General features: G+C 73.4%; 11 protein-coding genes. All 11 read right to left on the bottom strand.

What is annotated here, in order from left to right; genetic code table 11:
* Window positions 1-137: 137 nt before the first annotated feature.
* On the bottom strand, window positions 138-953 hold the full coding sequence (locus AB0F58_RS11455) for an FtsQ-type POTRA domain-containing protein (protein WP_357141421.1): 816 nt from the start codon (window positions 951-953) through the stop codon (window positions 138-140).
* Window positions 950-2,488, bottom strand: coding sequence for a UDP-N-acetylmuramate--L-alanine ligase (murC, locus tag AB0F58_RS11450; RefSeq protein ID WP_357141419.1), 1,539 nt, complete (start codon window positions 2,486-2,488; stop codon window positions 950-952). Before murC ends, AB0F58_RS11455 begins: the two co-directional genes overlap by 4 nt.
* A 31-nt stretch (window positions 2,489-2,519) precedes the next feature.
* Window positions 2,520-3,626 carry an undecaprenyldiphospho-muramoylpentapeptide beta-N-acetylglucosaminyltransferase gene (gene murG / locus AB0F58_RS11445; RefSeq protein WP_357141416.1) on the bottom strand — a complete coding sequence of 369 codons (1,107 nt, stop codon included), beginning with the start codon at window positions 3,624-3,626 and terminating at the stop codon, window positions 2,520-2,522.
* The gene (locus tag AB0F58_RS11440; protein ID WP_357141850.1) at window positions 3,626-5,038 is read right to left on the bottom strand and encodes a putative peptidoglycan glycosyltransferase FtsW; all 1,413 of its coding nucleotides are present in this window, start codon (window positions 5,036-5,038) and stop codon (window positions 3,626-3,628) included. Before AB0F58_RS11440 ends, murG begins: the two co-directional genes overlap by 1 nt.
* Before the next feature lie 260 nt (window positions 5,039-5,298).
* Entirely contained in the window at window positions 5,299-6,423 is a 1,125-nt protein-coding gene (gene mraY, locus AB0F58_RS11435) for a phospho-N-acetylmuramoyl-pentapeptide-transferase (RefSeq protein ID WP_357141413.1), read from the bottom strand.
* Window positions 6,420-7,820, bottom strand: coding sequence for a UDP-N-acetylmuramoyl-tripeptide--D-alanyl-D-alanine ligase (murF, locus tag AB0F58_RS11430; protein ID WP_357141411.1), 1,401 nt, complete (start codon window positions 7,818-7,820; stop codon window positions 6,420-6,422). Before murF ends, mraY begins: the two co-directional genes overlap by 4 nt.
* Complete coding sequence (locus AB0F58_RS11425; protein ID WP_357141407.1) at window positions 7,817-9,388, bottom strand: UDP-N-acetylmuramoyl-L-alanyl-D-glutamate--2,6-diaminopimelate ligase; 1,572 nt, start codon at window positions 9,386-9,388, stop codon at window positions 7,817-7,819. The genes murF and AB0F58_RS11425 overlap by 4 nt, the downstream gene beginning before the upstream one ends.
* 52 nt (window positions 9,389-9,440) lie before the next feature.
* Window positions 9,441-11,687, bottom strand: coding sequence for a penicillin-binding protein 2 (locus tag AB0F58_RS11420; protein ID WP_357141404.1), 2,247 nt, complete (start codon window positions 11,685-11,687; stop codon window positions 9,441-9,443).
* A gap of 3 nt (window positions 11,688-11,690) precedes the next feature.
* Window positions 11,691-12,299 carry a hypothetical protein gene (locus tag AB0F58_RS11415; RefSeq protein WP_357141402.1) on the bottom strand — a complete coding sequence of 203 codons (609 nt, stop codon included), beginning with the start codon at window positions 12,297-12,299 and terminating at the stop codon, window positions 11,691-11,693.
* Window positions 12,296-13,408, bottom strand: coding sequence for a 16S rRNA (cytosine(1402)-N(4))-methyltransferase RsmH (gene rsmH, locus AB0F58_RS11410; protein WP_357141848.1), 1,113 nt, complete (start codon window positions 13,406-13,408; stop codon window positions 12,296-12,298). The genes AB0F58_RS11415 and rsmH overlap by 4 nt, the downstream gene beginning before the upstream one ends.
* A 207-nt stretch (window positions 13,409-13,615) precedes the next feature.
* Window positions 13,616-14,047, bottom strand: a complete 432-nt coding sequence (gene mraZ / locus AB0F58_RS11405) for a division/cell wall cluster transcriptional repressor MraZ (RefSeq protein ID WP_357141399.1) — start codon at window positions 14,045-14,047, stop codon at window positions 13,616-13,618.
* Between the last annotated feature and the right edge of the window lie 110 nt (window positions 14,048-14,157).

Genomic DNA, 14,157 nt, shown 5'->3' with positions numbered 1-14,157 from the left:
CTCTACTAGAGGCTTACAGTTATGTCAACTACTGATCCTCTTCCGGGCAACGTAAGCGCCGCCGCGCGATGAGCCAAGGACCTGACCGGCGTGTCGCTGCGGAGAGCGGGCAGGCTCACCCTCTCCGGCCTCCCCGGTCACCGGAACGTCACCACGTCAGGGGCGCTGACGTCGATGGTGTCGGCATTCCGACCGAGCAGCGTGGTCGCCACCCGGGCCTTGTCCTCGCCCCGGGTCGCGTCCCCCCAGACGATGGTGCGCCCGTCGGAAAGCCGGACCGTGATCCGGGCCAGCCCCTCCACCGTGACGTCCACCAGCGCCTCGCGCAGTTGCGGGGTGAGCACGGCGAGCACCTCCAGTGCCGCCCGGGTCTCCGGGTCGTCCGGGCCGGGCCGGGCCACCCGGGCCAGCGGCAGGCCCTCCGGGCGTGCCGGTTCCTCCCGGAACGCCACTCCGGACCGGTCCACCACGACGAACCGCTCGCCCTGCGGAACCACCGCCACCGGTGTCCGCTCCACCACCCGCACCACCAGCGCGTCCGGCCAGTCCCGGGTCACCGTGGCCCGCTCCACCGCCGGCAGCTCGCCGATCCGGCGAGCGGTCGCCGCCAGGTCGACCCGGGCCAGCGGGACACCGTCGGGCACCGCCGCCGCCTGCCGGACCTGTACCGGAGTCACCAGCTCGGTGCCGAGCACCCGCACCTCGCGCACGCCGAACAGGCCGGTGCCGAGCAGTGTCCAGGCGATCATCCCGGCCAGCACCAGCACCCCGCCGGCGACCGCCCAGGGCAGCGCGGCCCGCAGCCGGCGCTGCCGGGCCCGTTGCATGAACCGGCGGGTCGACGGCGGCACCGCGTCGGTGCCGGCCCGGACCAGCTGCCACCGCCGGGCCGCGCCGCGCCGGCCGCCGGGCTCCGCGCCGGCTGTCCGCCCCCGCGCCGGGCCGGGACTCATCCGCCCGCTGGCGACGCGCCGTCCGTACCGGTGCCCGGGGCGGCGGCGTCGGTGACCGGGGCGGTGGTGGTGCCGACCGGGGCACCGGTCGCCGGGCCGGCCGCACCGGGGTCGCCCGTGCGGGCCAGCAGCGCGTCGAGGAGCTGGTCGCCCATCAGCGAGATCGGCGGCGCGCCCATGGTGACCACCACGTCCCCGGGACGGGCCCGCCGAGCCACCTCGACCGGCGCCGCCTCCCAGGAGTCCACGAAGACCTTCCGCTCGGCCGGCAGGTCGATCGCCTCGGCCAGGGCGGCCGAGCCCTCCCCCGGCTGGCGCAGCTCACCCGGGCCGAAGACCTCCAGCAGCACCACCTCATCGGCGATGGCCAGCCCCTCGGCGATCTCCGCCTGGAGGTCGCGGGTGCGGTAGAGGCGGTACGGCTGGAACACCACGATCAGTCGGCCCTCCCCGGCCACCTCGCGCAGCGTCCGCAGGGCCAGGGTGATCGAGGTCGGGTGGTACGCGTACTCGTCGTAGACCAGGACGCCGTCGGCCACGCCCTTGCGCTCGAACCGCCGCCGCACGCCGGGGAAGGCGGCCAGCGCGTCCGCGCTGGCGGTCAGCGGCAGGTCCAGCAGGTACGCGGTGAGCACCGCGGCGGCACTGTTGAGTCCCATGTGGCGGCCGGGCACCGGCAGACGGATCTCGCCGAGCGCGCGTCCGTCCACCTCGGCCAGGTAGCGGACCCCCCGGGCCGACGACGACATGTCGGTCATCCGCAGGTCGGCGTCGGGCGACTCGCCGTACGTGTACACCCGGCGGCCCTCGGCCCGCAGGGTCGCGGCCAGGTCCCGGGCCGCCGGGTCGTCCGCGCAGGTGACGACGAAGCCCGCCGGGTCGGTGAGCCGGGCGAAGTCGGCGAAGGCCGCCTTCAGCGTGGCGAAGTCGCCGTAGGTGTTCAGGTGGTCCGGCTCGATGTTGGTGATCACCGAGACGAACGGCCGGTAGATCAGGAAGGACCGGTCGCTCTCGTCGGCCTCCACCACGAAGTACTGCCCGGTGCCGTGGTGCGCGCCCGAGCCCACCTCGGAGATCTCCCCGCCGATGACGAACGACGGGTCCTCGCCGGCCTGCTGGAGCACCATGGTCGCCATCGAGGTGGTGGTGGTCTTGCCGTGCGTGCCGGCGATGGCCACCGCCCGCCGGCCGGTCATCGCCGCCGCAAGGGCCTCGGACCGGTGCAGCACCCGCAGCCCGCGCCGTCGGGCCTCCACCATCTCCAGGTGGTCCGCCGGGATCGCCGAGGAGTAGACCACGGTGTCCACCCCGTCGAGGTTGGCCGGCTCGTGGGTCATGTGGATGGTGCCGCCCAGCGCGCGCAGCCCGGCCAGCGAGGGCCACTCCCGCAGCTCGCTGCCGGTGGTGCGGATGCCCCGGGTGAGGAAGAGCCGGGCCAGGCCGCTCATGCCGACCCCACCCACCCCGATCAGGTGGATGGTGCCCAGGTCCTCGGCGGTCAGTGTGCCGGCCGGGGAGAACTGCGCGGTGTTCATGGGAGGTACCTTCCCGTCGCGGTCGCCCGGCTCACCGGGCCACCGCCTCGTAGACGAATCGGAGCAGCGCCTCGTCGCCGTCGCGCCGGCCGTAGTTGGCGGCGGCGGCACCCATCGCGGAGAGGCGCTGCGGGTCACGGATCAGCGGGATGACCGTCCGCTCGACCCAGTCCGGGGTGAGTTCGGCGTCGTCCACCAGCAGCCCGCCGCCGGCCTCGACCACGGGCAGCGCGTTGCGCTTCTGCTCCTGGTTGCTGTGCGGGTACGGCACGTAGATGGTGGGCAGGCCGATCGCGGCCACCTCGGCGCAGGTCATCGCCCCGCCCCGGCCCAGCATCAGGTCCGCGGCGGCGTAGCCCAGCTCCATCTCGGACAGGTAGGGCAGGGTGACGTAGGGCACCGGCAGGTCGGTGGGGACCGGCACCGGCTCGTTGCGGGCGCCGATCACGTGCAGCACCTGTACGCCGTAGCGGGCCAGTTCCTTCGCCGCCCCGGCCACCGCCAGGTTGATCGAACGGGCCCCCTGCGAGCCGCCGGCGACGAAGAGCACCGGCAGGTCGGGCCGGAGCCCGAACCGGGCGCGGGCGGCGTTGCGGTACGCGACCCGGTCCAGCCCGGCGATACCGCGCCGCAGCGGCACCCCGACCACCCGGGCCTCCCGCAGCGCCTCGGCCTGCTGCGGCTGGTGCGGGAAACCCACCGCCACGTGCCGGGTGAACTTCATGCCCAGCCGGTTGGCCACCCCCGGCGGCACGTTGACCTCGTGGATGACGATCGGCAGGTCCCGCCGCCAGGCGGCGAGGTAGCCGGGCACCGAGACGTAGCCGCCGAAGCCGACGACCACGTCGGCGCGGACCTCGTCGATCACCGCGCCGGCGGCGCGCGCCGCGGTCCACATCCGACCCGGGGTCCGGACCAGGTTCATGTTGACCGAGCGCGGCAGCTGGTAGGCGGGAATGGTGCGCAGGTCGTAGCCGTGCGGCGGGATCAGCTCGTTCTCCAGGCCCTTGGGTGTGCCCAGGCAGGTGATCCGGACGTTCGGGTCGTGCCGGCGGAGGCAGTCGGCGAAGGCGAGCAGCGGGTAGATGTGTCCCCCGGTGCCCCCTCCGCAGAGCACCACCGAACGCAGCGGACCCATCAGCGTCTCCTCTCACTGGCCGACCCGGCGCGGTTCCGGGTGCCCCGGGCGCCGCGCGGCGCCGTCTCGTCGTCGTCGTTGCGCCGCGTCCGCGCCCGGGGTACGGACCCACGGTCGGCCGGTGGCGTCGCCGGCCGGCGACGCCGGCCGGGAAGCGGCGGCAACGGGGCCCACACTAGTCGGACCCATCGGGCGGGCGGACGGGCGTGCAGGGCCCGCGCGGCGTCCGGCTCGGCACGGGCGAAGGAGGCGAGCATTCCGATCGCGGCCAGGGTCACCACCAGGGCGCTGCCGCCGTCGGAGATGAACGGCAGCGGCAGGCCGGTGATCGGCAGCAGCCCCACCACCCCGCCGATGTTGATCACAGCCTGGCTGACCAGCCAGGTGGTGACGGCGGCGGCGGCGAGCCGCCGGAACGGGTCCTCCACCCGGCGGGCGATCCGCAGCCCGGTGTACGCCAGTACCGCGAACAGTGCCAGCACCACGACGCAGCCGACCACCCCGAGTTCCTCGGCGATGACCGCGAAGATGAAGTCGTTGTTGGCGGCGGGCAGCCAGTCCCACTTGGTCCGGCTCTGGCCGAGCCCGGTGCCGAACCAGCCGCCGAGGTCGATGGCGTACCGGGCCTGGGCGATCTGGTAACAGCCGTTGATCTTGCATTCGTCGGGCGGCGGCGGGTTGATGAACATGGTCAGCCGGGCGAGACGGTAGTTCTCCTCGCCCCTCGCGCCGGAACCGGCGCCGAGCGAGGCGACCGCCACCAGCAGGGCGACCCCGAGCAGCCCGACCACCGAGAGCACGGCGAAGACCCGCTTCCGGACCCCGGCCGCCCAGAGCAGACCGATCACCAGGGCCAGCAGGCAGAGCATGGTGCCCAGGTCGTTGTAGCCGACCAGGACGAAGAGCAGCCCGACCACCGGGAAGAGGGGGGTGGCCAACTCCTTCCACCAGCCCAGCTTCACGCCCTTGCGGGCGATGACGTCGGCCCCCCAGAGCACCATGGCGAACTTGGCCAGTTCGGAGGGTTGCAACCCGATCGGTCCCAGGTAGAGCCAGAGCAACTCCGCCTCGAACGGGCCGATCTTCGACGCGGTGTCGAACAGCCTGCCGTACACCAGCAGCAGGTTGAGCAGCACCAGCAGCGCCACCGACAACCCGAGTACCGGCCCGCCCAGCACCCGGAAGGTGCGGGCCGGCAGCCGCTGGCAGGCCCAGAAGGCGACGATGCCGATCACCGCGAAGATCGCCTGCTTGGTGAGCGCGGCGAAGGCGTTCCCCTCCTGGGCGAACGCCTGCACGCTGGTCGCGGAGAAGACCATGGCCAGCCCGATGAGCAGCAGCAGGCCGGCGCTGGAGATCAGCAGGTAGTACGAGGCCAGCGGCCGGGCGAGCAGGCCACGCAACGCCGCCAGCCCACCGGCGGCGTCCAGGCCGCGTAGCGGCGCGGGCGGGTCGCCGGTACGCCCTGCGGCGGCTCCCCGCGGCTGCCCGTCGACCGTCCTGGTGTTCCCTCGGTCCTCCCCCACCCGCCCATCATCGCCGCTGCCGTCGCCCGCTTCGCGCGGAACCCCCGACTCTCGGCGTGTCGAGTTGCCGCCGGGGTGGTCCCAGGGTGCCCTGCTACCGCTTTCCGCGTCACAGGGGACCCCTCCCGACCACCCCGGCGAGCCGGTCAGCTGACGTTGGCGAGGAACTCGCTGTAGAAGAGGCCCAGGGCGATCGCCACGCCGATCCCGGCGATGATCCAGAACCGGACCACGATGTTGACCTCGCTCCAGCCCGCCAACTCGAAGTGGTGCTGGAGCGGAGACATCCGGAACACCCGCTTGCCGGTGCTCTTGAAGGAGATGATCTGGATGACCACCGACATGGTGATGATCACGAAGAGCCCACCGATGATCGGCAGCAGCAGCACGGTCCGGGTGGACATCGCCATGCCGGCGATCAGCCCGCCCAGGCCGAGCGCGCCGGTGTCACCCATGAAGATCCGGGCCGGTGAGGTGTTCCACCAGAGGAAGCCGACACAGGCGCCGGCCGCCGCGCCCGCGATCAGCGCGATCTCCAGCGGGTCCCGGACGGTGTAGCAGTAGTCCTCGGTGTAGTTCGGGTCGGCGCACCAGTGCCGGTACTGCCAGAACGCGATCAGCGCGTACGCGGCGAGCACCATCACCGACGCGCCGGTGGCGAGACCGTCCAGACCGTCGGTGAGGTTGACGCCGTTGGTCGCCGCCATCACCACGAAGATGAAGATGACCACCGAGGCGACCTTGCCGACCTCCAGCGCCGGGATGTCCCGGATGAAGCTCAGGGTGGTGCTGCCGACGGTCTCGACGTTGGTGATCGCGCCGCTCGCGTCGGTCATGCTGCTGGGGAAGTAGAGCGCCACCACCCCGAAGACCGCGCCCACCAGGATCTGGCCGATCAGCTTTGCCCGCGCGCTGATGCCGCCGCTGTTGCGCTTGCGGACCTTGACGAAGTCGTCGACGAAGCCGACCGCGCCGGAGAAGACCATCAGCCCCAGCAGCACCAGCGCGGTGATGGTCGGTTCGACCTGGGCGATCTGCTGGTCCGGCAGGGTGGTCAGGGCGAGGTGCCCGGCGACGTACGCGATGACCGTGGCGATGATGAACACCACCCCGCCCATGGTGGGGGTGCCCTTCTTGCCCTGGTTGCTGGCGAGCCCGATGGATCGGATCGGCTGTCCCGCCTTGAGTCGGGTGAACACCCGGATCGCGATCGGGGTGGTGAGGAGCGAGACCAGGAAGGCCACCCCGATGGCCACGATGACGGCCCTCATGAGGCGTCCCCGCCCCCCGTGTCGACGCGCAGCGCGTCGGCCACCTCCCAGGTGCGGTAACGGGAGCCCTTCACCAGGACCACGTCCCCTGGCCGTAGCTCACTGCGCAGCACCTCGACGGCCGCCGCCTGATCGGTGAGCAGCACCGATTCTCCTCCCCAGTTTCCTACCGCTGTCGCGCCTGCTTGGATCGGTGCCGCCGTCTCGCCCACCACGAGCAGCCGGTCGACACCCAGTTCGGCCGCGAGCCGGCCGACCTCCCGGTGCCCCTCGACCTCGAAGGGGCCCAGTTCGGCCATGTAGCCGAGCACCGCGATCGTCCGCCCGTCCCCCCGCCGCATGCCGGCCAGCGCACGCAGCGCGACCGCCATCGACGCCGGGTTGGCGTTGTACGAGTCGTCGATCACCGTCACCCCGTCGGGACGGTCGAAGACGTCCATCCGTCGGGTCGAGACCAGTCCCAGCCCGCCGAGCGCCTCGGCCAGGGCAGCCAGGGGCATGCCCAGTTCCCGGGCCACCGCGGCGGCGGCCAGCGAGTTGGAAACCTGGTGACGGCCGGTCAACCCGAGCCGCACCGGGACGCTGCCCTCCGGCGTGACCAAGGTGTACGAGGGACGCCCCCGCTCGTCCAGCGTCACGTCGGTGGCGCGCACGTCGGCGTCGACCGCCTCGCCGTAGCGGACCACCCGGCCCCGGGTGCGCTCGGCCATCGCCGCGACCAGGGGGTCGTCGGCGTTGAGCACGGCGAGCCCGTCGACCGGCAGCGCCTCGACCAGTTCCCCCTTGGCCAGGGCGATCGCCTCCCGGGAGCCGAACTCCCCGATGTGCGCCACCCCGACGTTGAGCACCACCGAGATCCGGGGCGGCACCACGTCGCAGAGGTAACGGACGTGCCCCACCCCCCGGGCGCCCTTCTCCAGCACCAGGAACCGGGTCTCCGGTCCCGCCTGCAACGCGGTGTACGGGTGGCCCAGCTCGTTGTTGAACGACCCGGGCGGGGCCACCGTCGGGCCGAGCCGCACGGTGAGCTGGGCGATCAGGTCCTTGGTGGTGGTCTTGCCCGAGGAGCCGGTGATGCCGACGACGGTCAGCTCCGGCAACCGGTCCACCACGGCGCGGGCCAGCCGGCCCAGCGCGGCGAGCGCGTCGGTGACCAGCACCATCGGCACCCCGGGCACCTCCCGGGTGCCCAGGACGGCGACCGCGCCGTCGGCCACCGCCCGGACCGCGAAGTCGTGCCCGTCGACCTTCTCCCCGTCGAAGGCGACGAAGAGTCCACCGGGGCGGACCCGGCGGGAGTCGAACTCGACCGGGCCGCTCACCGTGCCGCTCGGGTCGGCGCCGATCAGCCGTCCGTCGACGGCGGCGGCCACCTCGGCCAGGGTCAACGTGATCACAACTGCTCCACCCGGTCGTCGAAGCGGGCGCGCAGCGCGTCGGCCAGCTCCGTGCGGTCGTCGAAGGGCAGCACCTCGCCGCCGACCTCCTGGCCGCGTTCGTGGCCCTTGCCGAGCACGGCCACCACGTCGCCCGGCCCGGCCATCCGGACCGCCTCGTCGATGGCGGCCCGGCGGCCGGCCACGTCCAGGACGGTCACCGGCCCCGCGTCCGCCGTCTCGGCACCGGCCCGCACCTCGGCCCGGATCGCCGCCGGGTCCTCGGTGCGCGGGTTGTCGTCGGTCACCAGGACCACGTCCGCGCCGTGGGCGGCCGCGGCCCCCATCACCGGGCGCTTGCCCCGGTCGCGGTCCCCGCCGGCCCCGATGACGCAGATCAGCCGACCGCCGCTGGCGGTCAGCTCACGCAGCGCGGTCAGCGCGGCGACGATCGCGTCCGGCTTGTGCGCGTAGTCGACCACGCCCGTGACCGGGCCGGGTGCCCGGACCAGCTCCAGCCGTCCGGGCACACCCGGGCAGTCGGCCACCCCGGCGGCGGCGGTCCGCGCGTCCACCCCGACCGCCACCAGGGTGGCGATGGCGAGCAGGGCGTTGGCGACGTTGTGCCGGCCGGGCAGCGCCACCCCGGCGGGGACGGTCAGCCCGTCCGGGCCGTGCGCGGTGAACCGCTGGGCGTAGCCGGCCTCGTCGACGTCCGAGGCCCACCAGGTGGCGGTCGGGTCGCCGGTCGCCGAGTAGCTCACCGTGTCCGGCGTGAAGAGCGGACGCAGCGCCGGGTCGTCGAGGTTGAGCACCTCGGCCGCGCAGCGGCCGTCGAAGAGGCGGGCCTTGGCCGCGAAGTAGTCGGCGGTGTCGGCGTGGAAGTCCAGGTGGTCGGAGCCGAAGTTGGTGTACCCGCCCACGGTGAACCGGACGCCACCGACCCGGCCCATGGCCAGCGCGTGGCTGGAGACCTCCATGACCACGGCGGTCACCCCGCGTTCCCGGGCGGCGGCGAGCATGGCGTGCAGGTCGGTGGCCTCCGGGGTGGTCCGCACGCTGTCCAGCACCAGGTCGCCGAGGCGGGTCTCCACCGTGCCGATCAGGCCGGTGGTGTGCCCGGCGGCGCGCAGCCCGGACTCGACCAGGTAGGCGGTGGAGGTCTTGCCGGCGGTGCCGGTCACCCCGATGACGGTGAGTCCCTCGGTCGGGTCGCCGTAGACGGCGGAGGCGAGCGGACCGAGCGCGTCGCGCGGGTCGGCGACGACCAGCGCCGGCAGCCCGGTGGCGGCCACCGCCGCCCGGCCGGCCTCGTCGGTCAGCACGGCCACCGCGCCCGCCTCGGCCGCGCCGGCGGCGAACTCCGCGCCGTGCCGGCGGGCACCGGGCAGGGCGGCGTACAGGTCGCCCGGACGGACCTCCTGGCTGGCGTGGGTCACTCCGGTCACCGACACGCCCGCGGCCTGCGCCGGCGGCTCGACACCGAGGCGCGCGGCGAGCGCGCCGAGCCGGATTCCGATCACGGTACGGGGGCGTGGATTGCCGGGCACGGCGTCAGACCCTACCCGGTCCCTCGGCGGGGGCCGCACAGCCGCCCCGGTGGTTCGTCCCCACTCACCGATGATGTCCCGATCGGCCTGCTCACCGTGGATAGACCGTGAACTCCGGTCGCTTCTCGCCGGTCGGGGGCACCTTGTAGTGACGCAGGGTGAAGCCCATGATGTCGCGGAAGGCGGGGCCGGCGATCGCGCCCCCGCCCCCACCCGGGGTGTGCGCGAAGACGGCGATCACGTAGCGCGGGTTCTCCGCCGGGGCCATCCCGATGAACGAGGCGACCTCGCCGGGCTGCTTCTTCCCGTCGACCAGCCGCCAGCCGGTGCCGGTCTTGCCGGCGACCCGGTAGCCGGGGATGGCGGCGGTCACCCCGGTGGCGTCCTCGACGGTGGTCACCGCCTCCAGGATGGTGCGCAGCGCCTTCGCGTTCTCCGGGCTGAGCACCGAGCGGGTGACCGGCGGCTTGGTCGGGGTGCGCTTGCCGTCGGGGTCGATGGTCTCCTTGATCAGGCGCGGCTGGACCCAGGTGCCGTTGTTGGCGATCGCCCCGTACGCGGCGGCCATCTGCAACGGGGTGGCGTCCACGCTGTGCCCGATCGGCACCGATCCCCGCGACGAGTCGCTCCACTCCGCCGGCGGCAGCAGCCGGCCGGACGCCTCACCCGGCATGCCCACCCCGGTCGGCTTGCCCAGGCCGAAGCGCTGCTGGTACTCGTACAGCTTCTCCTTGCCGAGCTGGTCGGCGATCTTGATGGTGCCGACGTTCGAGGAGTAGGCCATCATCCCGGCCACGCTCATCCGCTGGCCGTTCGCCCGGTGGGTGTCCCGGAAGGGGGTGTCCCCCTTCACGATGACGTTCTCCACCGGGAAGGCCGTGTCGGCCGTGATCACGCCCTCCTGGAGCGCCGCGCCGAAGGTGATCGCCTTGTGCACCGAGCCGGGGTCGACCACGAAGCTGGTGGCGGCGTCCTCCCGGTCGGTGGGCTTGCTCCCGCGCGGCGCGGCGGCGTTGTAGGTGGGGTGGCTGGCCTGGGTGAGGATCTCGCCGGTCGGGATCTCCATGATTACCACCGCGCCGGTGCTGCCGTTGACCTTGGCCATCTGGTCGCTGAAGATCTCCTGCGTGCGGTACTGGAGGTCCCGGTCGACGGTGAGCCTGATGGAGCTGCCCGGCTTCGCCTCGGTGGTCTCGCGGTACCCACCGGGGATCGGCGCCTTCAGGTCGCCGTTGCCGATCTCGAAGACCCGCTTGCCGTCCTCGCCGTCGAGCAGGTCGTCGTACCGGGCCTCCAGACCCTCCAGGCCGACCATGTCCGGGCTGGTGAAGCCGATCAGGTTCGCGGCCAGGTCACCGCCGGGCACGTCGCGGCGCTCGTCGCGGTGCGCGCCGATACCGGGCAGTTCCAGGGCCAGGATCTCCTTGGCGACCTCGATGTCGACGCCCCGGGCGAGGTACTCGAACTCGGACCGGATGCCGTCGGCGCGGGTACGCGGGGTCATCCGCTCGGTCAGTTCGGAGACGGGGATGCCGAGCAGCGGGGAGAGCGCCTCGGCGGCGGCCGGGACGTCCTCGACCCGGGTCGGGTCGGCGAAGACGTACCGGGCCTCCACACTGTGCGCGAGCGGGTTGCCGTCCCGGTCGTAGATCGCCCCACGCGGGGCGGGCAGGTCCACTTTACGCAGGCGGTCCTCGACGCCGCCGCCGGCGTACGCGGGGGCGTCCACGGCCTGCAACGCGACCAGGCGGATGCCGATGACGGCGAAGAGAGCGAGGGTGAGGACGGTGCCGAGCCGCAGCCGGCGGCGCGGGTCGGCGAGCAGCGGCGGACGGCGCGGCTTGCGGGCCGGTCGGCGCGCGCCGGTCGCCGGTCGGGGGCTCCGTCGGCGTGGCGGTGGCGGTTCGTCGTCCGCCGGGCCCCGGGCGCTGGCCGGGTCGACGGTGCGGATCACGGTGGTCCGGGCGGCCGGCGCGGCCCGGCGACCGGTGCGTCCGGCTCCGGTCCGTCCCCCGTCGAGCACCTGGAGGGCCGGGCGGAACGGGTCGCCGGAGCGCGGGGTGCGGCGGGCGGCGGCGGTGCGTTCCTCGCGCTCGCTGCGGCCGGACAGACCCGGCTGGCGGGCGACGCGGGCGTCCCGGCCGGTCCCCCGCCCGGTTCCGGCGCGCTCGTCGTGGCTCTCCCGGACCGTACGACCCCGAGGCGTGTACGACCGTGCGTCGGAGATCCCGCCGACGCCCGGTTCACGCGGTTCGCCACCCCGGTTACCGGCGGCACGTGACGAACCGCGCCGGGAGCCTGTGGCGTCCCGGCGCGGTTCCTCTGGTCTCGGGGCCACGGGTCAGTCTCCCGTGGCCTGCTGGCTCGTGATGGCCGGCTGGCCGCCCGCCGGGCGGGGCACGCCGATCATCCGGCCGTCCGGCAGCTGGATGAACGCCGGCTCGTCCGACTCGACCAGACCCAGCTTGCGGGCGTTGGCGGTCAGGTTGCCCGGCGCCTCCGACTCGGCGATCCGCTTCTCCAGCTGCTGCTGGTCGACGTCGAGCTTGGCCTGCTGCTGCTGGAGCTTCTCCAGCCGGAAGGCGTTCTCGTTGATCTTGGTGTTGACCAGCAGGATGCCGAGCACCCCACCGACCACCAGGACCAGGACCATCGCGACGAAGGGCGCCCGCGGCACGGAGACCGGCGGCGGCGGCGCGACCCGCAGGCGGGGCGCGGTGGGCCGGTCAGCACCGGCACTGCGCGGCGCCGGCTTCAGCGCGGCACTACCCTGGGTGGGGAACTCGCGCGTCCCCCGGGCGCGGGCCTCCCCCTGCCGCCGAGCGCGGTCCGGTCCGGTCACGCCAGTCCCCACCGACGCGGTCCGCTCCGCCGCGGTCCGGCCCCCCGACCGCGGTGTACGCTGCCCCGCGCCGGGAAGGTCCCGGCGGTCGCGCTTGTTGACGTTCATGATCCCTCCCCCTTTTCGTCGTCCGTCGTCGTGCCGCCGTCCGAGGCCGGCCGCAGGTCCATCGTGGAACCCGTGGTCGACCCCACCCCCTGGTGCATCGCCCTGACCCGCCGGCGGTACCGTTCGCGTTCGGCACCGCCGGACCGTTCCGCGTCGGGGTCGATCCTTTCCGCGGCACGCAACCGCACCGACGTCGCCCGTGGGTTCGCCGTGACCTCCGTCTCCCCGGGCAGCTCGGCGCCCCGGCTGAGCAGCCGGAACGTCGGGCCGGTGCCGGGCAGTTCGACCGGGAGGTCGACCGGACCCTGACGTCGGGTCCGCTCGGCGAGCGCCGCCTTGGTGAGCCGGTCCTCCAACGAGTGGTAGGACAGGACCACCATGCGGCCACCCACGGTCAGCGTGTCGAGCGCGGCCGGCAGCGCCGTCTCCAGCGCCGCCAGTTCCCTGTTTACCTCGATCCGTAAAGCCTGAAACGTTCTCTTTGCCGGGTGACCGCCCGTTCGTCGGGCCGGTGCCGGGATGGCGTCCTGGACCAGTTCCGCCAGCCGGGCCGTCGAGGTGATCCGCGCCCGCTCCCGTTCCCGGATGACCGCCGAGGCGATCCGACCGGCGAAGCGCTCCTCGCCGTAGGTCCGCAGCACCCGGGCCAGGTCCGGATGGGAGTAGGTGTTGACCACCTCCTCCGCGGTGGTCCCCCGGGTCTGGTCCATCCGCATGTCCAGCGGGGCGTCCCGCGCGTAGGCGAACCCTCGGTCGGGTTCGTCCAGTTGCAGCGAGGAGACCCCGAGGTCGAAGAGGATCCCGTCGACGGCCGGGACACCCAGCCGGTCGAGCACCTCGGGCAGCTCGTCGTAGACGGCGTGCACCAGGTGGATCCGGTCGGCGAACCGGGCCAGCCGGGCCCGGGCGTGCGCCAGGGCCTCGGTGTCCCGGTCCAGACCGACGAGGGTGGTCCGGGGGTGTGCCTGGAGTACCGCCTCGGCGTGTCCGGCCAGACCCAGCGTGGCGTCGACGTGGACCGTCGGTCCCGGCCGGTCCAGCGCGGGGGCCAGTAGCTCGAGACACCGCTCGAGCAGTACCGGCACGTGCGTGCCGCGTAGCTCCCCCATGTCGACCCCCACTGGTACCGGACCTTCTCTCTCGTGTTGTCTGCGTCGTCGTCACGACACCCCGTCGTACCGCCAGATCCCCATCCGCTCCCGCCCGCTCCCCGACCGCGGCTCGAGGAGACCGGATCGTGCCCCTGGCACCGGGGAAGGGGTGCCAGGAACGCGAAGCGGCTGGAGATCTCGCAGTACGTCGGGCGTCGTCACGCCCTACAGACCGCCGGGCAACACCCCCTCGGAGATGTCGGAGAACCCCTCCTCGCTCTCCGCGAGGTAGGTTTCCCAGGCGACCCGGTCCCAGATCTCCACCCGGGTGTGTGCGCCGATCACCGCGAGGTCGCGGTCGAGGTCGGCGTAGGCACGCAGGTGGGCGGGGACGGTGACCCGGCCCTGCTTGTCGGGAACCTCGTCGTGGGCACTGGCGAAGAAGACCCGGCTGTACGCCCGCGCGGCCTTGTGTGTCATCGGCTGCTGACGCAACTGGTCGGCGATGCGCTGGAACTCGGGTGTCGGGAAGACGTAGAGACAGCGTTCCTGCCCTTTGGTGATCACGACACCCCCCGCCAGTCCGTCCCGGAACCTCGCCGGGAGAATCAACCGGCCTTTGTCGTCCAGGCGCGGAGTGTGGGTGCCGAGGAACACGGCCCAACCCCCTCGCCCTTCGACGGCGTTCGCGGCGCCGCTGACCCCCCGGGCCGGTGGGCCCTCCCGGCCTCACCATTGCGCTCCACTCTACTCCACTTCCCTCCACC

Origin of the sequence: Micromonospora sp. NPDC023956, assembly GCF_040639195.1 — a bacterium.
Classification (GTDB): domain Bacteria; phylum Actinomycetota; class Actinomycetes; order Mycobacteriales; family Micromonosporaceae; genus Micromonospora.
The sequence above is the reverse complement of the archived record's forward strand: the minus strand, read 5'-3'. Positions and strand labels throughout refer to the sequence as shown.